This window comes from Klebsiella sp. GG_Kp146 (assembly GCF_040061975.1).
GTDB classification, from domain to species: domain Bacteria; phylum Pseudomonadota; class Gammaproteobacteria; order Enterobacterales; family Enterobacteriaceae; genus Klebsiella; species Klebsiella quasipneumoniae.
Map to the genome: position 1 here is coordinate 1 of NZ_JBEAHA010000015.1, position 25,944 is coordinate 25,944.

A 25,944-nucleotide genomic window follows, 5' to 3' on the forward strand; every position below is an offset into this window, starting at 1 on the left:
AGCACATCACTCATAATGATGGGGTCACAGGTTCGAATCCCGTCGTAGCCACCATCTTTTTTTGCGGGAGTGGCGAAATTGGTAGACGCACCAGATTTAGGTTCTGGCGCCGCAAGGTGTGCGAGTTCAAGTCTCGCCTCCCGCACCATTCACCAGTCAGCGTTGTACGGATGGGGTATCGCCAAGCGGTAAGGCACCGGTTTTTGATACCGGCATTCCCTGGTTCGAATCCAGGTACCCCAGCCATCGAAGAAACAGTAAGACAATTTGGCTACGTAGCTCAGCTGGTTAGAGCACATCACTCATAATGATGGGGTCACAGGTTCGAATCCCGTCGTAGCCACCATATTCGGGACGTATCGATACACATCGATAAATCCGCAAAAATTTGTTGGGGTATCGCCAAGCGGTAAGGCACCGGATTCTGATTCCGGCATTCCGAGGTTCGAATCCTCGTACCCCAGCCAAATTAAAAAGTCGTTCAGCAATGAACGCACTGTTGCGCTAAAACCGGGATAGTGACGGTAAAATGCAACAGACAATTGGGGTATCGCCAAGCGGTAAGGCACCGGATTCTGATTCCGGCATTCCGAGGTTCGAATCCTCGTACCCCAGCCACTTCAATGCAAAAAAGCCCACCTCGGTGGGCTTTTTTGTTATTGGCGTTTTGCCATCCTGGCGCATCACTGACTGCCGGGCAGGCGCTTTCCACGACGCCCCTGCCCGCGACGCCGGTTTACAAGCCTAACGCATACTTCAGCGCCTGACGCTTCAGCGCCCCGGCGCGTTCGGCCGCCATCAGGCCAATATTGCGCAACATCCGCACCGGCGCCAGGTCATTGCTGAATCCTGCGTAAAAAAGATCCATCCCCGACTGCATAATAAAATTATCCGCCCGCCGCCGCCCCTGGTAGCGCTTGAGCACCGGCAGGCTGGCCCACTCTTCGCCGCGGCCGCGCGCTTGCGCCAGGATCTCCAGCAGGGCGTCGACATCACGGTAGCCAAGGTTAACCCCCTGCCCCGCCAGCGGATGAATGGTGTGCGCCGCATCGCCCACCAGCGCCAGACCAGGCTGAACATACTGCAGCGCATGACGCCGGGTGAGCGGGAAGGCGCCGGCCGCCTGCGGCGTCACCCGCCCGAGACGCGCCGGGAAATGGCGGGCGATCTCCTGCTGGAGCTGGGGCATGGACATGCCCTGCAGCTGACGGATCCGCGCCGGGGCGTCATACCACACCAGCGAAGCCCAGTTGTCGAACAGCGGCAGGAAAGCGCGCGGTCCGCTGGGGGTAAACTGCTGCCAGGTGCTGTCGCCGGGATCGTCGGCGCATTGGACGCTAATGAGCATACAGGATTGCTGATATTGCCAGGCATGCACGCCGATGCCGGCCATCTCCCGCACCTGAGAGCTGGCGCCGTCGGCGCCGATAACCAGCCGGGCGTGGATCGTCTCCCCGTCGCGTAAACGCAACGCCGTCTCCGCCTCGCCGCGCTGCATCGCCTCCAGTTCGCCGCCAACGCGCAGGGTAACCCCTTCGTGCGCCGTCAGCGCTTGCCACAGGCCCCACTGCAGGACCTTGTTCTCGACCATATAGCCCAGCTCCGGCAGCTTAAGCTCGGCGGCGTCAAAGGCGACGTGGGCGCTCTCCCACTCCCAGGTCTCCAGACGACGGTAAGCGTGGACGCGCATCGCCCGCACGGCATCCCAGACGCCAAGGCTTTTCAGCAGGCCGACCGAGGCCGCGCTGATCGCTGAGATCCGCACATCCGGGGCGGATGCTGGATCGAAAGCCGGAGGCGCCGTTTTCTCAAGCACCGTCACGGTAAATCCCTGTTGCGCCAGCCCCAACGCCAGGGCGCCGCCGACCATGCCGCCGCCCACGATGGCGACATCTGTTGCGTGAATTGTCATGGCTATTATCCTTAAAGCAGAATCCGTTAAGTTTACCGGATTTTTCGTCCTCTTGCGGTGATAACGCTCGCACTGGTCAGGGGGCGACCAAAGCATTACAATACGCGCCCTGGAATGCGAAATTCACCCTGTATATATCCCCGCGTTTTGGATATCTATTACTGAGCATGAGCAAGTCAATGACAAAAAAACTCCATATTAAAACCTGGGGCTGTCAGATGAACGAGTATGATTCATCAAAGATGGCCGATCTGCTGGATGCGACACATGGGTATCAACTGACCGAAGTGGCGGAAGAAGCAGATGTGCTGTTGCTCAATACCTGCTCAATTCGTGAGAAGGCCCAGGAAAAAGTTTTCCATCAGCTTGGCCGCTGGAAGCTGCTGAAAGAGAAGAACCCGGACCTGATTATTGGCGTTGGCGGCTGCGTGGCTTCCCAGGAAGGCGACCATATTCGTCAGCGCGCGCACTATGTCGATATTATTTTCGGGCCGCAAACCCTGCACCGCCTGCCGGAGATGATTAACTCCGTGCGCGGCAACCGCAGCCCGGTGGTTGATATCAGCTTCCCGGAAATTGAAAAATTCGATCGCCTGCCAGAACCGCGCGCCGAAGGCCCGACCGCCTTTGTCTCGATTATGGAAGGCTGCAACAAATACTGCACCTACTGCGTGGTGCCCTACACCCGCGGAGAAGAAGTCAGCCGCCCGTGCGACGATATCCTGTTTGAAATCGCCCAACTGGCGGCGCAGGGCGTGCGTGAAGTCAACCTGCTGGGCCAGAACGTGAACGCCTGGCGCGGCGAGAACTACGACGGCACTACCGGCAGCTTTGCCGATCTGCTGCGCCTGGTCGCCGCTATCGACGGCATCGACCGCATTCGCTTCACCACCAGCCACCCGATCGAATTTACCGACGATATCATCGACGTCTATCGCGATACGCCGGAGCTGGTGAGCTTCCTGCACCTGCCGGTGCAAAGCGGCTCCGACCGCGTACTGAACCTGATGGGACGCACCCATACTGCGCTGGAGTATAAAGCGATTATTCGCAAGCTGCGTGAAGCGCGTCCGGATATTCAGATAAGCTCCGACTTTATCGTCGGCTTCCCCGGCGAAACTACGGAAGATTTCGAAAAGACAATGAAGCTTATCGCCGACGTCAATTTCGATATGAGCTACAGCTTTATCTTCTCCGCCCGCCCGGGCACCCCGGCGGCCGATATGGTTGACGACGTGCCGGATGCCGATAAGAAACAGCGTCTGTATATTCTGCAGGAGCGCATCAACCAGCAGGCGATGGCCTGGAGCCGTCGCATGCTCGGCACGGTACAGCGCATCCTGGTGGAAGGCACGTCGCGCAAGAACATCATGGAGCTTTCCGGACGTACGGAGAACAACCGGGTGGTCAACTTTGAAGGCACCCCGGACCTCGTCGGCAAGTTTGTGGATGTCGAAATTGTCGATGTTTACACCAACTCGCTGCGCGGCAAAATCGTGCGCACCGAAGCGGAGATGGGTCTGCGTATCGCTGAATCACCTGAATCAGTGATTGCCCGCACCCGTAAAGAGAACGATCTTGGCGTGGGTATCTATCAGCCGTGATCCCTTCAGGCCTGTCGGTTCCGGCAGGCCTTGTAATTCCTCTCTCCGTCCCTATATCTACAGCAATGCTTGCGCCATTTTCCTGTGACGTAAATAATTTCCTGATTAGCCGGCCACGCGCCGCGTCCGGCCACCTGCGTAAAGAGGAACAGTTTGAACATAGACACTCGTGAAATTACCCTGGAGCCAGCGGATAACGCACGCCTGTTAGCCCTGTGCGGCCCGTTTGACGACAACATCAAACAGCTGGAGCGTCGGTTAGGCATTGAGATCAACCGCCGTGACAATCACTTTAAACTGACCGGACGCGCCCTATGCGTGCACGCCGCCGCCGATATTCTGCGCAGCCTGTATGTCGACACGGCGCCGATGCGCGGTCAGATTCAGGATATTGAACCAGAGCAGATCCATCTGGCGATCAAAGAGGCGCGCGTGCTGGAGCAGAGCGCCGAGAGCGTGCCGGAGTACGGAAAAGCCGTCAATATCAAGACCAAGCGCGGGGTGATCAAACCGCGTACGCCGAACCAGGCGCAGTACATCGCCAATATCCTCGATCACGACATCACCTTCGGCGTGGGTCCGGCAGGTACCGGGAAAACCTATCTGGCGGTGGCGGCGGCGGTCGATGCGCTGGAGCGCCAGGAGATCCGCCGCATTCTGCTGACCCGTCCGGCCGTCGAGGCGGGCGAAAAGCTCGGCTTCCTGCCCGGCGATCTGAGCCAGAAGGTCGACCCGTATCTGCGCCCGCTGTACGACGCGCTGTTCGAGATGCTCGGCTTTGAGAAGGTGGAAAAGCTGATTGAGCGTAACGTCATCGAAGTGGCTCCGCTGGCCTATATGCGCGGACGGACGCTGAATGACGCCTTTATCATTCTTGATGAAAGCCAGAACACCACCATCGAGCAGATGAAGATGTTCCTGACCCGCATCGGCTTTAACTCCAAGGCGGTGATCACCGGCGACATCACGCAGATTGACCTGCCGCGCAGCACCAAATCTGGTCTGCGCCACGCCATCGAAGTGCTGGCGGAAGTCGATGAGATCAGCTTTAACTTCTTCCATAGCGAAGACGTGGTCCGCCATCCGGTGGTCGCCCGCATCGTGAACGCCTATGAGGCATGGGAAGCCGCAGACCAGAAACGTAAAGCAGAACTGGCCGCCGAGCGCAAACGCGAAGCCCAGGAACAGGAGCAAAAATGAGTCAGGTGATCCTCGATTTACAGCTGGCCTGCGAAGAGACCAGCGGCCTGCCGGACGAAGCCCTTTTTCAACGCTGGGTCGACGCCGTCATTCCGCCGTTTCAGGAGGAGTCAGAGTTAACGATTCGTCTGGTCGACGTTGCAGAAAGCCATGAGCTGAACCTGACCTATCGCGGCAAGGATAAACCGACCAACGTCCTCTCTTTCCCGTTTGAAGCGCCGCCGGGGATTGAAATGCCGCTGCTCGGCGATCTGATCATTTGCCGTCAGGTGGTGGAGCAGGAAGCCAGCGAGCAAGGGAAGCCGCTGGAGGCGCACTGGGCGCATATGGTGGTTCACGGCAGCCTGCATCTGCTGGGCTACGATCACATCGAAGATGACGAAGCGGAAGAGATGGAAGCCCTCGAAACAGAGATAATGCTTGCTCTGGGCTATGAGGACCCGTACATTTCCGAGAAGATTGCTGAATAGCCCCCTGCCGGATGGCGGCGCTTGCGTCTCATCCGGCCGCTGTTCATGCATTTTAACCGCCTGAACCTCAGGCACCCCATGCCGTCCGGCGCTGAGTGTACGCGCGACGAGCGACATTAAATCAACATGAGAACCCAAACGACGCCATGAGCGACGACAATTCACACAGTAGTGACACAGTAAACAGCAAAAAGGGATTTTTCTCCCTGTTACTCAGCCAGCTCTTTCACGGGGAACCGAAAAACCGCGATGAACTGCTGGCGCTGATCCGTGATTCCGGGCAGAACGACCTTATCGATGAAGATACCCGTGACATGCTCGAAGGGGTAATGGATATCGCCGACCAGCGGGTCCGCGACATTATGATCCCCCGTTCACAAATGATTACCCTGAAACGCAATCAGACGCTGGACGAGTGCCTTGATGTCATCATCGAATCCGCCCACTCGCGCTTCCCGGTCATCAGTGAAGATAAAGATCACATCGAAGGGATTCTGATGGCCAAGGATCTGCTGCCGTTTATGCGCAGCGACGCCGAAGCTTTCAGCATGGAAAAAGTGTTACGGCCGGCGGTTGTCGTTCCGGAAAGCAAGCGGGTCGACCGCATGCTGAAAGAGTTTCGCTCACAGCGCTACCATATGGCGATCGTTATTGACGAATTCGGCGGCGTCTCCGGTCTGGTGACCATCGAGGATATCCTTGAGCTCATCGTCGGGGAAATTGAAGACGAGTACGACGAAGAAGAAGATATCGATTTCCGCCAGCTGAGCCGCCATACCTGGACGGTGCGCGCTCTGGCCTCTATCGAAGACTTCAATGACGCCTTCGATACGCACTTCAGCGATGAAGAAGTGGATACCATTGGCGGACTGGTAATGCAGGCCTTTGGCCACCTGCCGGCTCGCGGCGAATCTATCGACATTGATGGTTACCAATTCAAGGTAGCAATGGCAGATAGTCGTCGTATTATTCAGGTGCATGTTAAGCTGCCGGATGACGCTCCCCAGCCGAAGCTGGAAGAGTAAGCGGCGGCGCTGAAGGTCACGGCCAGCCGGGAGACAGACCGTGGGCGATCCCCGGTTGTCCCCTCCCCCGGCTGGCAAACAGCATAGCCTGTGGCAACAGGCGTTAATTAACGGGACGATTAGCCTAAATGGTATTTGCCTCTCTTCTTGAACGCCAGCGCGTACGTCTGCTGCTGGCGCTGCTATTCGGAGCCAGCGGAACGCTGGCTTTTTCACCTTATGAATTCTGGCCCGCGGCGATTATTTCGCTGGTCGGTCTGCAGGCGTTAACCCTCAACCGCCGCCCGCTGCAAAGCGCCGGCATCGGCTATTTCTGGGGTCTCGGCCTGTTCGGCACGGGTATCAACTGGGTCTATGTCAGCATCGCGCAGTTTGGCGGGATGCCGGGCCCGGTTAACGTCTTCCTCGTCGTGCTGCTGGCGGCCTATCTCTCGCTCTACACCGGCCTGTTTGCCGGCCTGCTCGCCCGTCTGTGGCCCAAAACCAGCTGGCTGCGGGTAGCGATCGCCGCTCCCGTCGTCTGGCAGATCACCGAGTTCCTGCGCGGCTGGGTGCTGACCGGTTTTCCGTGGCTGCAGTTCGGCTACAGCCAGATTGACGGCCCGCTGAAAGGCCTGGCGCCGGTGATGGGCGTCGAGGCGATCAACTTCCTGCTGATGATGGTAAGCGGCCTGCTGGCCCTGGCCCTCGTGCAGCGCAACGGGAAGCCGCTGGTCATTGCCGCACTGCTGTTCGCCCTGCCGTTCCCGCTGCGCTATATCCAGTGGTATCAGCTGCTGCCGGCGCGTGCGACGCAGGTCTCGCTGGTGCAAGGCGATATCCCGCAGGCCATGAAGTGGGACGAGAAGCAGCTGGTTAACACTCTGAAAACCTATCTGGCGCTGACCCAGCCGCATATCGGCCACTCGCAGCTGATTATCTGGCCCGAATCGGCGATCCCGGATCTCGAGATCAACCAGCAGCAGTTCCTCAGCATGATGGACGATCTGCTGCGCGCAAAAGACAGCTCAATGATCACCGGCATCGTCGACGCGCGTCTCAATAAGCAGAACCGCTACGACACCTACAACACCATCATTACCCTCGGCAAAGATAACCCGTACCGCTACGACTCGACCAACCGCTACAACAAGAACCATCTGGTGCCGTTCGGCGAGTTTGTACCGCTGGAGTCGATTCTGCGTCCGCTGGCGCCATTCTTCGACCTGCCGATGTCCTCCTTCAGCCGCGGTCCCTATGTGCAGCCGCAGCTGATGGCGCATAACCTCAAGCTGACCGCGGCCATCTGCTACGAGATCATCCTCGGGGAACAGGTGCGGGATAACTTCCGTCCGGACACCGACTTCCTGCTGACCATCTCCAACGACGCCTGGTTCGGCAAGTCCATCGGCCCGTGGCAACACTTCCAGATGGCGCGGATGCGCGCCCTGGAGCTGGCCCGCCCGCTGCTGCGCAGCACCAACAACGGCATTACCGCCGTCATCGGCCCGCGCGGCGAGATTCAGAAGATGATCCCGCAGTTTACCCGCGAGGTGTTGACCACCACCGTGACGCCCACCAGCGGCTTGACCCCTTACGCCCGCACTGGCAACTGGCCGCTGTGGGCGCTGACGGCGCTGCTCGGCTTCGGCGCGCTGCTGATGAGCCTGCGTCAGCGTCGCCGATAAATGCTCTGCCGGCGACGCCCGTCGTCGGCTTTTTTTCTTCCCGTCATTTGCCACCCTGGCACAGTCATTGCTTTATTTAATCGGGTAGCGCCGTCCTCTGGCCCAGTGCAACCGGGTTGCACCATAAACGATCGGCGGTCGCGCTATTTTGGTGCAATGGAAGATATTTGCCTCCGATTGGTGCGGAGCGCTTCGCAAAAATAAACAATAAAACAGCAAAATCTTTACATTAAGCCAAACTAAATGCTAACAAACACATACAAATGCGGCACGTGGATGCGTGCCCCCAATAACAACACACACAATCACAATGGGTATCAATAGCGTCGGTGACGCTGCGGATAAGGAGTTGGATATGCAATTACGTAAACTGGCCACGGCAATGCTGGTAATGGGAATGACCGCTGGTCTGGCGCAGGCGGAAGATGCTGCCCCGGCGGCTGGCCAGAGCACTCTGGATAAGATCGCGAAAAATGGCGTTATCGTTGTCGGCCATCGCGAATCTTCCGTCCCTTTCTCTTACTACGATAACCAACAGAAGGTTGTGGGTTACTCTCAGGACTACTCCAACGCCATCGTCGATGCCATCAAGAAGAAGCTGAACAAACCCGATCTGCAGGTCAAACTGATCCCGGTTACCTCGCAGAATCGTATCCCGCTGCTGCAGAATGGCACCTTTGATTTCGAGTGCGGCTCAACCACCAACAACCTCGAGCGCCAGAAACAGGCGGCCTTCTCCGATACTATCTTCGTCGTCGGCACTCGTCTGCTGGTGAAGAAAGGCGGCCCGATCAAAGATTTCCCGGACCTGAAGGATAAAGCGGTCGTTGTCACCTCCGGGACCACCTCAGAGATCCTGCTGCATAAGCTGAACGATGAGAAAAAAATGAATATGCGCATCATCAGCGCCAAAGATCATGGCGACTCTTTCCGCACCCTGGAGAGCGGACGCGCGGTGGCCTTTATGATGGATGACGCTCTGCTGGCCGGCGAACGCGCCAAGGCGAAGAAACCGGATAACTGGGAAATCGTCGGCACCGCGCAGTCGAAAGAAGCCTATGGCTGCATGCTGCGTAAGGACGATCCGGCCTTCAAGGCGCTGGTCGATGAAACCGTTGCCCAGGCCCAGACCTCTGGCGAAGCGGCGAAGTGGTTCGATAAATGGTTCAAAAACCCGATTCCGCCAAAAAATCTTAACCTGAACTTCGAGCTGTCGGACGACATGAAAGCGCTGTTCAAATCACCTAATGACAAAGCACTGAACTAATTATAACAACCAGGGGCGGGATATCCTGCCCTCCCGATGATTGTCACAGCACGGACAGACTATACGGCGGCTGGTCGTTCCCCAGCCGCCGCGAATACCGAAACAAGCTGGACAACCGTCTTCGAGGGTAGCAATGGCTACCCTTTTTTTTCCAGGAGTCATGTATGTCAATAGACTGGAACTGGGGGATATTCCTGCAACAGGCCCCCTTCGGCAACACTACCTACCTGGGCTGGCTGTGGAGCGGTTTTCAGATCACCGTCGCCCTCTCCATCTCGGCCTGGATCATCGCTTTTCTCGTCGGCTCGCTGTTCGGTATTTTGCGCACGGTGCCCAATCGTCTGCTCTCAGGGATTGGCACCTGCTATGTCGAACTGTTTCGCAACGTGCCGCTGATCGTGCAGTTCTTTACCTGGTACCTGGTGGTGCCGGAATTCCTGCCGGAAAATATCGGCATGTGGTTTAAATCGGAGCTGGACCCAAACATTCAGTTCTTTGTCTCTTCGATGCTGTGCCTGGGGCTGTTTACCGCCGCTCGCGTCTGCGAGCAGGTACGCGCCGCTATCCAGTCGCTGCCGCGCGGGCAAAAAAACGCCGGTCTGGCGATGGGGTTGACCCTGCCGCAAACCTACCGCTACGTGCTGCTGCCGAACGCCTATCGCGTTATCGTGCCGCCGATGACCTCGGAGATGATGAACCTGGTGAAAAACTCGGCCATCGCCTCTACCATCGGTCTGGCCGATATGGCCGCGCAGGCGGGCAAACTGCTGGACTACTCCGCTCATGCATGGGAGTCTTTTACCGCCATCACCCTGGCCTATGTTTTCATCAACGCGGTGATTATGCTGATTATGTATGTGGTCGAGCGTAAGGTTCGCCTGCCTGGCAATATGGGAGGCAAATAATGTACGATTTTGACTGGAGTTCGATCGTTCCCTCCATGCCCTACCTGCTGGCGGGGCTGGTGATCACCCTGAAGATCACAGTGATCGCCATCGTGGTCGGTATCGTCTGGGGCACCCTGCTGGCGGTAATGCGCCTGTCCAGCTTTCTGCCGCTGGCCTGGTTTGCTAAATCCTACGTTAACGTGTTCCGTTCCATCCCGCTGGTGATGGTTCTGCTGTGGTTCTACCTGATTGTCCCGGGCTTCCTGCAGAACGTGCTGGGACTGTCGCCGAAAACGGATATTCGCCTGATCTCGGCGATGGTGGCGTTTTCGATGTTCGAAGCCGCCTACTACTCGGAGATTATCCGCGCCGGCATCCAGAGCATCTCCCGCGGCCAGTCGAGCGCCGCGCTGGCGCTGGGAATGACCCACTGGCAGTCGATGCGGCTTGTGATCCTGCCGCAGGCCTTCCGCGCCATGGTGCCGCTGCTGTTAACCCAGGGGATCGTCCTCTTCCAGGATACCTCGCTGGTGTATGTATTGAGCCTCGCCGACTTCTTCCGTACCGCCTCGACGATTGGCGAGCGTGACGGGACCCAGGTCGAAATGATCCTGTTCGCGGGCGGCGTCTATTTTGTGATTAGCCTCAGCGCCTCGCTGTTGGTCAGCTGGTTGAAGAAAAGGACTGTGTAATGATTACCCTGAAAAATGTTTCAAAATGGTATGGTCACTTTCAGGTGCTGACCGATTGCTCCACGGAAGTGAAAAAAGGCGAAGTCGTGGTGGTCTGCGGGCCGTCAGGCTCCGGTAAATCCACACTGATTAAAACCGTGAACGGCCTTGAGCCGGTGCAGCAGGGGCAGATTATCGTCGATGGCACCGTGGTTAACGATAAAAAGACCAATCTTGCCAAACTGCGCTCGCACGTCGGAATGGTGTTTCAGCATTTTGAACTGTTCCCGCACCTGTCGATTATCGACAACCTGACGCTGGCGCAGGTAAAGGTGCTCAATCGTGACAAAGCGTCATCGCGCAAGAAGGGTCTCAAGCTGCTGGAGCGCGTGGGCCTGGCGGCGCATGCGGAAAAATACCCGGCGCAGCTCTCCGGCGGCCAGCAGCAGCGCGTGGCCATCGCCCGTGCGCTGTGCATGGACCCGATCGCCATGCTGTTTGATGAACCTACATCCGCGCTCGACCCGGAGATGATCAACGAGGTACTGGACGTCATGGTGGAACTGGCCAACGAAGGGATGACCATGATGGTGGTTACCCACGAAATGGGCTTCGCCCGCAAGGTGGCCAACCGGGTGATCTTTATGGATGAAGGAAAGATTGTCGAAGACGCCGATAAAGAAGCGTTCTTCGCTAACCCACAATCCGATCGCGCCAAAGACTTCCTCGCCAAAATTCTGCACTAACTTCTGCGGCGCGCACGATATCACCGTGCGCGCCTGTCAGCCCCTCCCCTTTGCAATCGCTTCATCTCAAAGCGACAGCTTCACAACGTGAAGTAAAAATTTCACAAAGAATTCAGGGGTCGTTAGATAGATTAACCGCCACGTCATCGTTAGCATACGGCATCTTGTAATAATCCCCGTGAGTTTAAATTTCTTGAAAATAATATTTCAATTGACTTGCTATATCTCGCGCAGGCTATTTCATGCCGCGCATAACCATTAATTATAATCTTACTCAATGAAACAAACGGATATTGCTTCATGTGGACTAATACCAACAGACTGGCCATTATTTTGTGTTTAAATTTGCTCACCTGCTTTACCGCCTGGGCGGGTATTGAGTCCGCCACGGTAAACCAGGTAGAACAGGATAAAGCCCGTGAAAGCGCATTAATGCCCCATCAGCAGCAATACCAATCTTCTCGCACCTATGCGAAAACGCAAACCTTGATATTTCCCGAAGAAGCGACCTGTCGGTACATCACGAAAGTTGATATTGCCTCCGAGGACAATGCAAAAACCACCGCCCTCCTCAGGAAGATCGCTGCCCAGGCGCCCGGCCATTGCCTCGGAATAGAAGGGATTCGCCTGCTGACGACCGCCCTACAAAATGAACTGATAACGCAAGGGTATATTACTTCCCTGATCGATATCCCTTCTCAGTCACTAGAAGGGGGCATTCTCAAAATAACGCTGACTTATGGCAAAACGGGGCATATTGATTTTGCGCCGAATAGTGCCGTGACGAACCTGTGGACCTCCATGCCCACCCATACCGGTAAAATCCTGCGCCTCAGCGATCTTGAACAAGGGATGGCTAACCTGCAGCGCCTGCCTGGCGCCAGCGCCCATATGAAGCTGCGGCCCGGGGAACATATTGGCGAAAGTGATATTGAAATCGCCCGGGTAATGGATAAACAGTGGCAGGTTGGCGCCTGGCTTGATGACGCAGGCAGCCGCGCCAGCGGTCGCTATCAGGGCGGCGGCGCGCTATACCTTTACGATTTATCCTCATTGAACGATATTCTTTCCATCTCGGCAGGCGGCGACGTTGAATTCAACCAGCACAACGATGGCAACCATAACGGCAACCTTTACTACTCCGTGCCTTTTGGTTATTGGTCATTGAGCCTGTACGGCTCCTACAGCCAGTACCGCCAGCAGTTTAAAGGAAGATGGTCAAGCATCGACTATAAAAGTAAAAACCGTTATTACAGCGCGACCGTTAGCCGCCTGCTTTCGCATACCCGACAACAAAAAACGACCGCCGATCTGCGCATAGCGAAGAGCAGTTCGCACTATTTCTTTGGCGGCGATGAGCTGTATGTGATGCGTAAACAAAATCCGGTCTGGGAATTTACCGTGCGCCATCAGCACTATTTCAACAGGAAAATTATCGACGCCAGCCTTGGCGTTCAGCGCAGCCTGCCGTGGCTGAGCTCCGTCCCCACCCCCGAGGAAAAAGGCGGTTTATATAGCCATCAATCGCGCATTGTTCACGCCGATATACAGGCCTTGGTGCAGTTTGCCGCAACCGGCGATAAGTTTAACTGGATGCCGCGTTTCCATGCCCAGTTCAGCCCGGATATATTATCTTCGGACAACCAGTTTAATATCGGCAATCGCTGGACGGTTCGCGGCTTTGACGGTGAAAATACGCTTTCGGCCAATCAGGGCTGGTACTGGCGCAATGATTTTAGCTGGAATATTCCCACCCCCGACCGGCAGGTATATCTTGGCTTTGACTTCGGCAGGATCATTGGTACCGAGCGCGCCCGGCAGGGAAAAAGCCTTTCAGGCGCGGTCGGCGGTATTCGCGGAGAAATAGCGTCTACGCAATATGACTTTTTTATCGGCACGCCTGTCAGTAAACCTGATGACTTTCATAGCGATGCCATGAATATGGGTTTTTCATTACAGTGGAGGTATTAGTTTTCATCAGCACATTACTGCAATTTACTGATTCATTTTTTCATATTTAAAGGAATAAATTACATGTTTAAATTTAAGGTTTCATATGTTGCGCTGGCTGCAGCGCTAAGTTCATCCGTTGTTTATGCCGATCCGTCAAGCTATACGCATAGGTCAGGGGTAAATGTTATTGATATCGAAGCGCCTAATGCCGCAGGCGTCTCGCATAACTTATATCGCGAATTCAACGTCGGTCCTAACGGCACTATTTTAAACAACAGCGCCAGCGACGTGAACCATAGCACTCACGGTAACATCGCAAAAAATAACAACCTCACCAACGGCAGCGCTTCCGTGATTTTAAATGAAGTGACCTCGAATAAAATGAGTAACCTGCAGGGCTTTATCGAAGTCAACGGGCAAAAAGCCGATGTCGTTATCGCTAACCCCAACGGCATCACCTGCTCCGGGTGCAGCTTTATCAACACCAACAAAGCGGTACTCACCACGGGTCAGGTCAACCTGAGCGATACCGGCGCAATTGAGAGCTACACGGTCACGCAAGGGAAAATCACCATCGGTGATAAAGGTATGAATGCCTCAACTAACTATGCCGCCCTGCTTGCGGATGCCATTGCGATTAACGGCACCGTGGCCGCCGCCAATGCTACATTAGGCGCGGGTAACTTCACGTTTGACAACAACACCGGGAAAATAGCTTCCCTGGGGAAAACGGCGACGGTTAAGCAGATGCTTACACCGGAATACAGCATTGATATCAGTAAACTGGGCGGAATTAAGGCCAATAGTATTAGTATGGTGGGTAATACTTTAGGTCTTGGCGTGCGAAATAAAGGTACCATTACGACAAATACCGCGCTCGCCATGACCAGCTTTGGTTCTCTGGTTAATGAAGGGGCTATCAACGGGAACGGCATTATGGCGTCTATGATATCAGTCGGCGACATGAAAAATACGGGTTCGATCAATAGCAAAGCCTACGCTACACAGCTAAATAGCATGGGCGCGTTGACCAATGAAGGCACTATTGCCAGCAGCCAGACGCTAGCTATTGGCTCGACGGGTAACCTTGTTAATACAGGCAACATTAGCGGAACTGAAGCATTATCCGTGGCCAGCACAGGCAATATCACCACCCGCTATGGCTCATATATCGGCTCCGAAGGCCAGTTAGATGTGTCCGCCAAAAATATCGATAACGGAGGTTCAATCCGGGGCAATGCCACGAACATTTCCTTCAGCGGCGATAGCCTCAACGTTACCGGAAATATTTTGGGCTACTCCAACCTCAACGTGAAATCTGTAAAGGATGACAAAATCAATACGGGGAAAATATATAACTCAGGGCGAATTTCCGGCAATGACGTAACGATTACCACTAACGGAAAATTGGAGCAGGAAGGTAACCTTGTTGGCAGTAATTCGCTTACGATTAAAAGTGATGTCATATACAACGCTTATTATATTTACGGTGGTTCGCTGAATATCGAGAGTAACTACCTACGCAACAGGGCCACAATAGATGGGAACAATACCAGCATCAGCGCAAACAACGGTATTCTTAATGATGGTCTGCTTTATGCGAACAATGATATGACGCTGTATACACGAAATAGTGCAGACATCACTAACCGCTACCAAATTAAAGCTAATGGCACCTTGACAATGACTACCAGGAATGTCAAAAATGGCGGCTACCGCTGCGGCTTTTTGAACCTGGAAACCTGCGGTAAAGGTTCTATTTCCGCTAACAAACTGGTCCTCAACTCTTATCATAACTACGCCTCTGACATGGGCGGGAAACAGCAGTATAAATATGCTGAAATAAATACTATTCGCTAAAAATAAGCGATGCGCTGGTGACAGCGCATCGCCAATGATTAACCACTACTGACAACGCCTTGCATCAGGCGGAGCCCACCCACCTTTAGCAAGCGATCGCCAGCATCTTATTGCAAATTAATTTTGCCAAGAGAATATGCCATGATACCTGCGATGTGCTGCATGTCATGCTTCAGGATAAGTCGTAACTTAGTGAAAAAAGAATAAGTATCAAGCCAGAAGAGATAAAAAGGACGAACAACATATTTTTAAAATGCAAGCCAATATATAACTTATATTGTCCAATAAATTTATCATTAATTATTTTTACACCGGCCCGGCGCAATCATTCAGCACCGGGCCCGATCGATCAGGGCTCAAACGGGCGACGCTGGAACTGATCGTGGCCGCACTTCGGACAGCGCGGTAGCACATCCGGGGTATACACCGCCAGGTGATAGTGACACTTCTCACACACCAGGTTACCTAAACCGACCACTTCGCCGCTGTGGTATACGCCGTGGTGATTCAGATCCTGAAAAACCTCCCGCCACTCAAGCTGGGTTTTGTCAGTGATATCGGCCAGCTCCTGCCACAGGCTCTCTTTGATCACCCGCATAAACACGCTGTCGCTCTCGTCTTCATGACTCTCTTCGTAGCTGCGGGCAAACTCCTCAAGATCGCGCTTGACCGCGGCTATCACCGACTCAATCTCGCTCTGCGTCAGATCGCCGGCGCGGACAATTTTATCGCGTGCCTGCGTCACCAGCGCGTCAATATCGCGCTCTCCATGGCGGAGCCGTTCGCTGAGCGAGGAGACCAGTTCACGGTAATATTGAGCAACCTTGTTCATCATTTCGCCTCCGGTGTGGTTAACGTCTTCTGATAATAGACCTTATTCCTCTCCCGCTGTGTCTGACAAGCCACAGACTTGCGAAATAATCTGCCCAGCTTTTGCCGATGTTGATGTGCGAAAAGCTGTTTTGACGTTGGCGTTTGGGCTATGCTATGCCGATCTGAAATAACACATCCATTGGCTACATTTTGTAGCTGTATTGAAAACAGGACCACTGGCTGCCATGCAAGAGCAATACCGCCCGGAAGAGATAGAATCGAAAGTCCAGCTTCACTGGGACGAAAATCGTACATTTGAAGTAACTGAAGACGAGAGCAAAGAGAAGTATTACTGCCTGTCGATGCTTCCTTATCCTTCTGGTCGACTACACATGGGTCACGTGCGTAACTACACCATCGGCGACGTGATTGCCCGCTATCAGCGTATGCTGGGTAAAAACGTCCTGCAGCCAATTGGCTGGGATGCGTTCGGTCTGCCTGCGGAAGGCGCGGCGGTAAAAAACAACACCGCGCCAGCGCCGTGGACCTACGACAACATCGCCTACATGAAAAACCAGCTCAAAATGCTGGGCTTCGGCTATGACTGGAGCCGCGAGCTGGCGACCTGCACTCCGGAATACTACCGCTGGGAGCAGAAGTTCTTCACCGAGCTGTACAAAAAAGGCCTGGTGTACAAAAAAACCTCCGCGGTGAACTGGTGCCCGAACGACCAGACCGTACTGGCCAACGAGCAGGTTATCGACGGCTGCTGCTGGCGCTGCGACACCAAAGTCGAGCGTAAAGAGATCCCGCAGTGGTTTATTAAAATCACCGCCTACGCCGATGAGCTGTTGAACGATCTGGATAAGCTGGACCACTGGCCGGACACCGTGAAGACCATGCAGCGCAACTGGATCGGCCGTTCTGAAGGGGTGGAAATCTCCTTTGACGTTAACCATTACGCCGACAAGCTGACCGTCTACACCACTCGCCCGGACACCTTTATGGGCTGTACCTACCTGGCGGTCGCTGCGGGTCACCCGCTGGCGCAGCAGGCTGCGGCCAACAATCCGGCACTGGCCACCTTTATCGACGAATGCCGCAACACCAAAGTGGCGGAAGCCGACATGGCGACGATGGAGAAAAAAGGCGTCGATACCGGCTTTAAAGCTATCCACCCGCTGACCGGCGAAGAAATTCCGGTATGGGCGGCTAACTTCGTGCTGATGGAGTACGGCACCGGCGCGGTGATGGCCGTTCCGGGTCACGACCAGCGCGACTACGAGTTCGCCAGCAAATACGGGCTGAACATCAAGCCGGTGATCCTCGCCTCCGACGGTTCTGAGCCAGATCTCTCGGAGCAGGCGCTGACCGAGAAAGGCGTCCTGTTTAACTCCGGCGAGTTCAGCGGCCTCGATTATGAAGCGGGCTTCAACGCCATTGCCGACAAACTGGCAGCCATGGGCGTCGGCGAGCGTAAAATTAACTACCGCCTGCGCGACTGGGGCGTCTCCCGTCAGCGCTACTGGGGCGCGCCGATCCCGATGGTCACCCTGGAAGACGGCACCGTGCTGCCGACCCCGGAAGATCAACTGCCGGTGATCCTGCCGGAAGACGTGGTCATGGACGGCATCACCAGCCCGATCAAAGCCGATCCTGAATGGGCCAAGACCACGGTTAACGGCCAGCCGGCGCTGCGCGAAACCGACACCTTTGACACCTTTATGGAATCCTCCTGGTACTATGCGCGCTACACCTGCCCGCAGTATCAGGAAGGGATGCTGGATTCGCAAGCGGCCAACTACTGGCTGCCGGTCGATATCTACATCGGCGGTATCGAACACGCGATCATGCACCTGCTCTACTTCCGCTTCTTCCACAAACTGATGCGCGACGCGGGCATGGTCAACTCCGATGAGCCGGCGAAACAGCTGCTGTGCCAGGGCATGGTGCTGGCTGACGCTTTCTACTACGTAGGCGAAAACGGCGAACGTAACTGGGTCTCCCCGGTTGACGCCATCGTCGAACGTGACGAAAAAGGCCGTATAGTGAAAGCGAAAGACGCGGCGGGCCACGAGCTGGTGTACACCGGCATGAGCAAGATGTCCAAGTCGAAAAACAACGGCATCGACCCGCAGGTCATGGTTGAGCGCTACGGCGCGGATACCGTGCGTCTGTTCATGATGTTCGCCTCCCCGGCGGATATGACCCTCGAGTGGCAGGAATCTGGCGTCGAAGGGGCGAACCGCTTCCTGAAACGCGTCTGGAAGCTGGTCTACGAACACACCACCAAAGGGGACGTTGCGGCCCTGAACGTGGCGGCGCTGAGTGAAGATCAGAAAGCGCTGCGTCGCGATATCCACAAAACCATCGCCAAAGTGACCGATGACATCGGTCGTCGTCAGACCTTCAACACCGCCATCGCGGCGATCATGGAGCTGATGAACAAGCTGGCGAAAGCGCCGCAGGAAGATGAGCAGGATCGCGCTCTGATGCAGGAAGCCCTGCTGGCGGTCGTGCGTATGCTCAACCCGTTCACCCCGCACGCCAGCTTCACCCTGTGGCGTGAGCTGAACGGTGAAGGCGATATCGACAACGCGCCGTGGCCGGTGGCAGATGAAAGCGCGATGGTGGAAGACAGCACCCTCGTCGTCGTCCAGGTCAACGGCAAAGTTCGTGGTAAAATTACCGTTGCGGTAGACGCAACTGAAGAGCAGGTCCGCGAGCGCGCCGGCCAGGAGCATCTGGTGGCGAAGTATCTCGACGGCAAAACCGTGCGTAAAGTGATTTACGTTCCGGGTAAACTGCTCAATCTGGTCGTTGGCTAAGCGCGGGAGGAAGCGTGCGATATCTGGTAACAATGTTGTTATCTCTGGCGGTGCTTGCCACCGCCGGCTGTGGCTGGCATCTGCGTAGCACTACCAAGGTGCCCACCACCATGAAAACCATGATCTTCCAGTCGAGCGATCCGAACGGGCCGTTAAGCCGCGCGGTGCGTAATCAGCTGCGTCTTAACGGCGTGGAACTGATCGACGCCAGCACGCTGCGTAAAGATGTCCCTTCTCTGCGCCTCGATGGATCGTCGATTCAGAAAGATACGGCATCGGTGTTCCAGGACGGTCGTACGGCGGAATATCAGATGGTCATGACCGTTCATGCCAGCGTCCTGATCCCGGGTCACGATATCTATCCGATAACCACCAAGGTCTATCGTTCGTTCTTTGATAACCCGCAGGCGGCGCTAGCCAAAGACGCCGAGCAGGATATGATTATCCAGGAAATGTACGATAAAGCGGCGGAACAGCTGATTCGTAAACTGCCAAGCGTTCAGGTTGCGGATGTTGAAGCCACCCAGCAGGAAGAAAAACCGGTCGCGGGCAGCACCGCGCCGGCGTCCTCGGGTAACCGCGTCTCCACCACGCTGGGTCAATGATGATTCGGTTGTACCCGGAACAGCTCCGCGCGCAGCTCACTGAAGGGCTGCGCGCGGCCTATCTGCTGCTTGGCAACGATCCTCTGCTGTTGCAGGAAAGCCAGGACGCTATTCGCGAAGCCGCTGCCGCGCAGGGCTTTACCGAACACCACACCTTCACTATCGATAACAGCACCGACTGGCAGGCGCTTTTCGCCTTAAGCCAGGCGATGAGCCTGTTTGCCAGCCGGCAAACCCTGCTGTTGATCCTGCCGGAAAACGGCCCCAACGCGGCGATCAACGAACAGCTGGCGACGCTGGTCGGTCTGCTGCACGACGACCTGCTGCTGATCGTTCGCGGCAGTAAGTTGACCAAAGCCCAGGAGAATGCCGCGTGGCTCACCGCGCTGGCTCAGCGCGCCGTCCAGGTCAGCTGCCAGACGCCGGAATACGCGCAGCTGCCGCGCTGGCTGGCCGCGCGGGCCAAACAGCATCAGCTGCAGCTCGACGACGCGGCCAGCCAGCTGCTGTGCTACTGTTACGAAGGCAATCTGCTGGCGCTGGCGCAGGCGCTGGAGCGTCTGGCGCTGCTCTGGCCGGACGGTAAGCTGACCCTGCCCCGCGTTGAGCAGGCGGTGAACGATGCCGCGCACTTTACCCCTTACCATTGGGTCGATGCCCTGCTGGCAGGCAAAAGTAAGCGCGTGCTGCACGTTCTGCAGCAGCTCCGTCTTGAAGGCTGCGAGCCGGCGATCCTGCTGCGTACGCTACAGCGGGAGCTGCTGCTGCTGGTCACCCTCAAGCGCCAGTCGGCACAGACGCCGCTGCGTTCGCTGTTTGATAAACATCGGGTCTGGCAAAACCGCCGTCAGCTGCTCAGCGACGCCCTCGCCCGACTCAGCGGCGAACAGCTGCGCCAGGCGGTGACCCTTCTGACCCGCGCGGAACTGACCTTTAAACAGGATTACGGGTACGACGTCTGGCCCGAACTGGAAAGTCTTTCGTTGTTGCTCTGCCACAAAGCCCTGGCGGACGTTTTTATTGATGGTTGATATGACTCACTTACAGGCAATCTATGGCGGCACCTTCGATCCGGTGCATTATGGTCACCTCAAGCCGGTCGAGATCCTGGCGAATCAGATTGGCCTGAGCAAGGTCATCATCATGCCTAATAACGTCCCGCCGCATCGTCCCCAGCCGGAAGCCACCAGCGCCCAGCGCGTGCACATGCTGAAGCTGGCGATTGCCGATAAGCCGCTGTTCACGCTTGATGAACGCGAACTGCGGCGCGATACCCCCTCCTGGACGGCGCAAACGCTGCAGGAGTGGCGCCAGGAGCAGGGGCCGCACAAGCCGCTGGCGTTTATCATTGGCCAGGATTCGCTGCTCACCTTTCCCACCTGGCATAACTATGAAACCATCCTCGACAATGTCCACCTGATTGTCTGCCGCCGGCCGGGTTACCCGCTGACCATGGCCCATGAGGCCGATCAGCGCTGGCTGGATCGCCATTTAACCCACGACGTGGAGTCTTTGCATCACCGCCCTTCCGGCGTGATCTACCTGGCTGAGACCCCGTGGTTCGATATTTCGGCGACGATCATTCGCCAGCGCCTTGAGCGCGGCGAGTCCTGCGCCGAGATGCTGCCGGCCGCGGTGCTGGACTACATCCGCGAGCAGGGTCTCTATTGCTGACCCCGGGCTGGGCCTGGCGCGAAAAAAGCGCTATCGTAACGCCACCTCTCCATCGCCTGTCAGAGCCTGTTCATGAAATTGTGGTTAGTACGCCATGGCGAAACCGAAGCCAACGTTGCCGGGTTATATAGCGGCCACGCCCCCACGCCTCTGACGCCGCGCGGCGTCGCTCAGGCGCGAGCGCTCGGTGAACGACTGCGCGCGGTGCCTTTCGATAAAGTCTTCTGCAGCGAGCTGGCGCGGACCGGGACAACGGCCGATCTGCTGCTTGGCGATCGCGCTATCCCGCGCGAATGCCATGCCGCGCTCAATGAGATGTTTTTCGGCGACTGGGAGATGCGCCATCATCGCGACCTCCAGCGAGAAGATGCGGAAAACTATGCCGCATGGTGCGCTGACTGGCAGCACGCGGCCCCGACCAACGGCGAAAGCTTTCAGCGTTTTGCCCGCCGCGTCAGCGAGTTTACCCCCACGCTGACCGACTGCCGCCATCTTGACCACCTGCTGATCGTCGGCCATCAGGGCGTCCTGAGCCTGCTGATCGCCCTGCTGTTGCAGATGCCCGCCGCGGCGATGTGGCACTTTCCGATAGCCCATGGCGCCTGGAGTCTCCTCGACATTCGCGACGATTTCACCACCCTGCGGGTATTAAATAGCCAGGCCGTCTGGCAGCCGCAAGAAGAATTCCCGCCGAACCATTGACAGGCCAGAGCAGGCTGCTATTCTCCGCTGCCAGGCAGCATCCGCCAAAGCAGGTTTGCAGAAATTGTTTTACAAAAATGGCGATGCAATCCTCGGCGAGGGATGGGATGATACTCCGCCGCGAACGCCTGCCGACAGACATTTCACCCGACTTTTTCATTAGTTCAGGTATACTGTCAGGCTCTTTATGATTATCAATCTTCACGCACCCAGGGGGAACACTTGCAGGGTAAAGCACTCCAGGATTTTGTTATCGACAAAATTGATGACCTGAAAGGTCAGGACATCGTTGCCATTGATGTACATGGCAAATCCAGCATCACCGATTGCATGATTATCTGCACCGGCACCTCCACGCGTCATGTGATGTCCATCGCCGACCACGTGGTCCAGGAATCCCGCGCCGCCGGCTTGCTGCCGCTGGGCGTTGAAGGGGAAGCCGCCGCCGACTGGATCGTCGTCGACCTCGGCGACGTGATGGTTCACGTCATGCAGGAAGAGAGCCGTCGTCTGTACGAGCTGGAAAAACTCTGGAGTTAATGCGTGAAGTTGCAGCTGGTGGCCGTTGGCACCAAAATGCCGGACTGGGTACAGACCGGCTTTAGCGAGTATCTGCGCCGTTTTCCCAAAGATATGCCGTTCGAACTGGTGGAGATCCCCGCCGGTAAGCGCGGCAAGAACGCTGATATCAAGCGCATCCTCGAAAAAGAGGGCGAGATGATGTTAGCCGCTGCCGGTAAAAACCGCATCGTGACCCTGGATATTCCGGGTAAACCATGGGATACGCCGCAGCTGGCGCGCGAACTGGAACGCTGGAAACAGGACGGGCGCGACGTCAGTTTGCTGGTCGGCGGCCCGGAAGGCCTCTCTCCAGCCTGTAAAGCAGCGGCGGAACAGAGTTGGTCGCTCTCCACCCTCACCTTACCTCACCCGCTGGTGCGCGTACTGGTGGCCGAGAGCCTGTATCGGGCGTGGAGCATTACCACCAACCATCCGTACCACCGTGAGTAATGATGATCAGGGTAGACTGAGCAGCGAATGAAATTACAGAATTCTTTCCGCGACTATACGGCTGAATCCTCGCTGTTCGTGCGCCGGGCGCTGGTCGCTTTTTTGGGGATTTTGCTGCTTACCGGCGTTCTGATCGCCAACCTGTACAATGTGCAAATCGTTCGCTTCGACGACTATCAGACGCGCTCGAACGAAAACCGCATCAAGCTGGTCCCGATCCCGCCGAGCCGCGGCATTATTTACGATCGCAACGGTACCCCGCTGGCGCTTAACCGCACCATTTATCAGCTGGAGATGATGCCGGAGAAAGTCGATAACGTGCAGCAGACGCTGGATGCGCTACGCGACGTCGTCGATTTAACCGACGATGATATCGCCGGTTTCAAAAAGGAGCGCGCCCGCTCCCATCGCTTTACCTCGATTCCGGTCAAGGTCAACCTCAGCGAAGTGCAGGTGGCCCGCTTTGCCGTCAACCAGTACCGCTTTCCCGGCGTGGAAGTCAAAGGCTACAAGCGCCGTTACTACCCCTATAACTCGGCGCTGACGCACGTCATCGGCTACGTGTCGAAAATTAACGATAAAGACGTCGACCGCCTCGATAAAGAGGGCAAACTGGCCAACTACGCCTCGACCCATGACATCGGTAAGCTGGGTATTGAGCGTTATTACGAGGACGTCCTGCACGGTCAGACCGGCTACGAAGAGGTTGAAGTGAACAACCGCGGCCGCGTTATTCGTCAGCTCAAAGAGGTGCCTCCGCAGGCCGGACGCGACATCTATCTCACCCTCGACCTCAAGCTACAGCAGTATATCGAAACGCTGCTGGCCGGCAGCCGCGCCGCGGTGGTGGTCACCGACCCGCGTACCGGCGCCATTCTGGCGCTGGTTTCGACGCCGAGCTACGACCCGAACCTGTTCGTCGACGGCATCTCCAGCAAAGATTACTCCGGCCTGCTCAACGATCCCAACACGCCGCTGGTCAACCGTGCGACGCAAGGGGTCTATCCGCCGGCATCGACGGTCAAACCGTACGTCGCCGTCTCGGCGCTGAGCGCCGGGGTGATCACGCGCAATACCAGCCTGTTCGACCCGGGCTGGTGGCAGCTGCCCGGCTCGGAAAAACGCTATCGTGACTGGAAAAAATGGGGCCACGGCCACCTGAACGTCACCAAAGCGCTGGAGGAGTCCGCGGATACCTATTTCTATCAGGTCGCCTATGACATGGGCATCGATCGCCTCTCGGAGTGGATGAGCAAGTTCGGCTACGGCCACTATACCGGTATCGACCTCGCCGAAGAGCGCTCGGGCAACATGCCGACCCGCGAATGGAAGCTCAAACGCTTTAAAAAACCCTGGTACCAGGGGGACACCATTCCGGTGGGCATCGGCCAGGGTTACTGGACCGCCACGCCGATCCAGATGAACAAAGCGCTGATGATCCTGATTAACGACGGGGTGGTGAAAGTACCGCACCTGCTGCAAAGCACCGTGGAAGACGGCAAGCCCGTTCCGTGGGTCCAGCCTCATGAGCCGCCGGTAGGCGACATCCATTCCGGCTACTGGGAAATCGCCAAAGACGGCATGTTCGGCGTGGCCAACCGCGGCAACGGCACCGCGCACAAATATTTCGCCAGCGCGCCGTATAAAATCGCGGCCAAGTCCGGTACCGCCCAAGTGTTCGGCCTGAAGGCCAACGAAACCTATAACGCGCACCGAATCTCTGAGCGTCTGCGTGACCATAAACTGATGACGGCGTTTGCGCCTTATAACAACCCGCAGGTTGCCGTGGCGATGATCCTGGAAAACGGCGGTGCCGGCCCGGCGGTCGGTACGATTATGCGCCAAATCCTCGATCACATCATGCTGGGCGATAACAACACCACGCTGCCAAGCGAAAACCCGGCGGTAACCGCAGGGGAGGATCAATAATGACGGATAATCCGAACAAAAAATCGCTGTGGGATAAGATCCATCTCGATCCCACTATGGTGCTGATCCTGCTGGCGCTGCTGACCTACAGCGCGCTGGTTATCTGGAGCGCCAGCGGTCAGGACGTCGGCATGATGGAGCGTAAAATCGGCCAGATCGCCATGGGCGTGGTGATCATGATCGTCATGGCGCAGATCCCGCCGCGGGTCTATGAGGGCTGGGCGCCCTACCTCTATATTTTCTGTATTATTCTGCTGGTGGCCGTCGACGCCTTCGGCGCCATCTCCAAAGGGGCGCAGCGCTGGCTGGATCTCGGTATCGTCCGCTTTCAGCCGTCGGAGATTGCAAAAATCGCCGTGCCGCTGATGGTGGCGCGCTTTATTAACCGCGACGTCTGCCCGCCTTCGCTGAAGAATACCGGTATTGCCCTGGTGCTGATCTTCCTGCCGACGCTGCTGGTGGCGGCGCAGCCTGACCTCGGGACCTCGATTCTGATCGCCCTCTCCGGTCTGTTTGTGCTGTTCCTCTCCGGCCTCAGCTGGCGCCTGATCGGCATCGCGGTGGTGCTGGTCGCCGCCTTTATCCCGATTTTGTGGTTCTTCCTGATGCACGACTATCAGCGCCAGCGCGTGATGATGCTGCTCGATCCGGAAACCGACCCGCTGGGCGCGGGATATCACATTATTCAGTCTAAAATTGCCATTGGCTCCGGCGGTCTGCGCGGCAAAGGCTGGCTGCACGGCACCCAGTCGCAGCTGGAGTTTCTGCCGGAACGCCATACCGACTTTATCTTCGCCGTTCTCGCCGAAGAGCTGGGCCTGATTGGCGTACTGATCCTGCTGGCGCTCTATATTCTGCTGATCATGCGCGGACTGTGGATCGCCGCCCAGGCGCAAACCACCTTTGGCCGGGTCATGGCCGGTGGTTTAATGTTGATTTTATTCGTTTATGTCTTCGTAAATATTGGTATGGTGAGTGGTATTTTACCGGTGGTGGGCGTACCGTTGCCGCTGGTGAGCTACGGGGGCTCCGCCCTGATCGTATTGATGGCCGGGTTTGGTATCGTGATGTCGATCCATACCCACAGAAAAATGTTGTCGAAAAGCGTTTAAAGGGGTTC

At 56.5% G+C, this 25,944-nt stretch carries 22 protein-coding genes and 5 tRNA genes; 25 read left to right on the plus strand and 2 right to left on the minus strand.

Annotated elements, in window-relative coordinates; all coding sequences use genetic code 11:
- The first annotated feature begins 63 nt into the window (after positions 1-63).
- The 5 genes from ABLU95_RS17930 (at position 64) to ABLU95_RS17950 (ending at position 618) form a co-directional block, all read left to right on the plus strand.
- Positions 64-148, plus strand: a tRNA-Leu gene (locus ABLU95_RS17930).
- 23 nt (positions 149-171) lie between these two features.
- Positions 172-246, plus strand: a tRNA-Gln gene (locus ABLU95_RS17935).
- A gap of 23 nt (positions 247-269) precedes the next feature.
- Positions 270-346 (plus strand) — tRNA-Met (locus ABLU95_RS17940).
- Between the two features lie 46 nt (positions 347-392).
- Positions 393-467, plus strand: a tRNA-Gln gene (locus ABLU95_RS17945).
- A 76-nt stretch (positions 468-543) separates the two neighbouring features.
- Positions 544-618 (plus strand) — tRNA-Gln (locus tag ABLU95_RS17950).
- A 118-nt stretch (positions 619-736) separates the two neighbouring features.
- Here the strand turns inward: ABLU95_RS17950 and ubiF are convergent.
- A complete protein-coding gene (gene ubiF, locus ABLU95_RS17955) occupies positions 737-1,912 on the minus strand; it encodes a 3-demethoxyubiquinol 3-hydroxylase (RefSeq protein ID WP_086075258.1) in 1,176 nt (391 codons plus the stop codon).
- Positions 1,913-2,091: 179 nt separating this feature from the next.
- On the opposite strand from ubiF, the gene miaB reads away from it, so the two are divergent.
- From miaB to ABLU95_RS18010, 11 genes are all read left to right on the plus strand, one after another.
- A complete protein-coding gene (gene miaB / locus ABLU95_RS17960; RefSeq protein WP_004885906.1) occupies positions 2,092-3,516 on the plus strand; it encodes a tRNA (N6-isopentenyl adenosine(37)-C2)-methylthiotransferase MiaB in 1,425 nt (474 codons plus the stop codon).
- A 153-nt stretch (positions 3,517-3,669) separates the two neighbouring features.
- Positions 3,670-4,716, plus strand: coding sequence for a PhoH family protein (locus ABLU95_RS17965; protein ID WP_004176871.1), 1,047 nt, complete (start codon positions 3,670-3,672; stop codon positions 4,714-4,716).
- A complete protein-coding gene (gene ybeY, locus ABLU95_RS17970; protein WP_023288844.1) occupies positions 4,713-5,186 on the plus strand; it encodes an rRNA maturation RNase YbeY in 474 nt (157 codons plus the stop codon). The genes ABLU95_RS17965 and ybeY overlap by 4 nt, the downstream gene beginning before the upstream one ends.
- Before the next feature lie 146 nt (positions 5,187-5,332).
- On the plus strand, positions 5,333-6,211 hold the full coding sequence (gene corC, locus ABLU95_RS17975) for a CNNM family magnesium/cobalt transport protein CorC (protein ID WP_004197606.1): 879 nt from the start codon (positions 5,333-5,335) through the stop codon (positions 6,209-6,211).
- Between the two features lie 128 nt (positions 6,212-6,339).
- A complete protein-coding gene (gene lnt / locus ABLU95_RS17980) occupies positions 6,340-7,878 on the plus strand; it encodes an apolipoprotein N-acyltransferase (RefSeq protein WP_086075257.1) in 1,539 nt (512 codons plus the stop codon).
- Between the two features lie 355 nt (positions 7,879-8,233).
- Positions 8,234-9,145, plus strand: coding sequence for an amino acid ABC transporter substrate-binding protein (locus ABLU95_RS17985; protein ID WP_023288842.1), 912 nt, complete (start codon positions 8,234-8,236; stop codon positions 9,143-9,145).
- 164 nt (positions 9,146-9,309) lie between these two features.
- Positions 9,310-10,050, plus strand: coding sequence for an amino acid ABC transporter permease (locus ABLU95_RS17990; RefSeq protein WP_032455129.1), 741 nt, complete (start codon positions 9,310-9,312; stop codon positions 10,048-10,050).
- The gene (gltK, locus tag ABLU95_RS17995; RefSeq protein ID WP_002894707.1) at positions 10,050-10,724 is read left to right on the plus strand and encodes a glutamate/aspartate ABC transporter permease GltK; all 675 of its coding nucleotides are present in this window, start codon (positions 10,050-10,052) and stop codon (positions 10,722-10,724) included. The genes ABLU95_RS17990 and gltK overlap by 1 nt, the downstream gene beginning before the upstream one ends.
- Positions 10,724-11,449, plus strand: a complete 726-nt coding sequence (locus tag ABLU95_RS18000; protein ID WP_004885898.1) for an amino acid ABC transporter ATP-binding protein — start codon at positions 10,724-10,726, stop codon at positions 11,447-11,449. The genes gltK and ABLU95_RS18000 overlap by 1 nt, the downstream gene beginning before the upstream one ends.
- 300 nt (positions 11,450-11,749) lie before the next feature.
- On the plus strand, positions 11,750-13,420 hold the full coding sequence (locus tag ABLU95_RS18005; RefSeq protein ID WP_086075256.1) for a ShlB/FhaC/HecB family hemolysin secretion/activation protein: 1,671 nt from the start codon (positions 11,750-11,752) through the stop codon (positions 13,418-13,420).
- A gap of 63 nt (positions 13,421-13,483) precedes the next feature.
- On the plus strand, positions 13,484-15,262 hold the full coding sequence (locus tag ABLU95_RS18010; RefSeq protein WP_086075255.1) for a filamentous hemagglutinin N-terminal domain-containing protein: 1,779 nt from the start codon (positions 13,484-13,486) through the stop codon (positions 15,260-15,262).
- A 349-nt stretch (positions 15,263-15,611) separates the two neighbouring features.
- On the opposite strand, the gene ABLU95_RS18015 is transcribed toward ABLU95_RS18010, so the two are convergent.
- Positions 15,612-16,094 carry a zinc ribbon-containing protein gene (locus tag ABLU95_RS18015; RefSeq protein ID WP_025999140.1) on the minus strand — a complete coding sequence of 161 codons (483 nt, stop codon included), beginning with the start codon at positions 16,092-16,094 and terminating at the stop codon, positions 15,612-15,614.
- Between the two features lie 226 nt (positions 16,095-16,320).
- Here ABLU95_RS18015 and leuS point away from each other — a divergent pair, with 226 nt between their 5' ends.
- From leuS to mrdB, 9 genes are all read left to right on the plus strand, one after another.
- Positions 16,321-18,903 carry a leucine--tRNA ligase gene (gene leuS / locus ABLU95_RS18020; RefSeq protein WP_023288838.1) on the plus strand — a complete coding sequence of 861 codons (2,583 nt, stop codon included), beginning with the start codon at positions 16,321-16,323 and terminating at the stop codon, positions 18,901-18,903.
- Positions 18,904-18,917: 14 nt separating this feature from the next.
- On the plus strand, positions 18,918-19,508 hold the full coding sequence (lptE, locus tag ABLU95_RS18025; protein ID WP_004885890.1) for an LPS assembly lipoprotein LptE: 591 nt from the start codon (positions 18,918-18,920) through the stop codon (positions 19,506-19,508).
- Positions 19,508-20,539, plus strand: coding sequence for a DNA polymerase III subunit delta (gene holA / locus ABLU95_RS18030; protein WP_048297049.1), 1,032 nt, complete (start codon positions 19,508-19,510; stop codon positions 20,537-20,539). The genes lptE and holA overlap by 1 nt, the downstream gene beginning before the upstream one ends.
- A complete protein-coding gene (gene nadD / locus ABLU95_RS18035) occupies positions 20,532-21,182 on the plus strand; it encodes a nicotinate-nucleotide adenylyltransferase (RefSeq protein ID WP_032455122.1) in 651 nt (216 codons plus the stop codon). The genes holA and nadD overlap by 8 nt, the downstream gene beginning before the upstream one ends.
- 72 nt (positions 21,183-21,254) lie before the next feature.
- On the plus strand, positions 21,255-21,884 hold the full coding sequence (locus ABLU95_RS18040; RefSeq protein ID WP_072421312.1) for an adenosylcobalamin/alpha-ribazole phosphatase: 630 nt from the start codon (positions 21,255-21,257) through the stop codon (positions 21,882-21,884).
- A gap of 222 nt (positions 21,885-22,106) precedes the next feature.
- Entirely contained in the window at positions 22,107-22,424 is a 318-nt protein-coding gene (gene rsfS, locus ABLU95_RS18045; RefSeq protein WP_023288834.1) for a ribosome silencing factor, read from the plus strand.
- Between the two features lie 3 nt (positions 22,425-22,427).
- Positions 22,428-22,895, plus strand: a complete 468-nt coding sequence (rlmH, locus tag ABLU95_RS18050) for a 23S rRNA (pseudouridine(1915)-N(3))-methyltransferase RlmH (protein ID WP_002894620.1) — start codon at positions 22,428-22,430, stop codon at positions 22,893-22,895.
- Between the two features lie 27 nt (positions 22,896-22,922).
- Positions 22,923-24,824 carry a peptidoglycan DD-transpeptidase MrdA gene (gene mrdA, locus ABLU95_RS18055; protein ID WP_023288833.1) on the plus strand — a complete coding sequence of 634 codons (1,902 nt, stop codon included), beginning with the start codon at positions 22,923-22,925 and terminating at the stop codon, positions 24,822-24,824.
- Complete coding sequence (gene mrdB, locus ABLU95_RS18060) at positions 24,824-25,936, plus strand: peptidoglycan glycosyltransferase MrdB (protein WP_004885876.1); 1,113 nt, start codon at positions 24,824-24,826, stop codon at positions 25,934-25,936. The genes mrdA and mrdB overlap by 1 nt, the downstream gene beginning before the upstream one ends.
- Positions 25,937-25,944 lie beyond the last annotated feature (8 nt).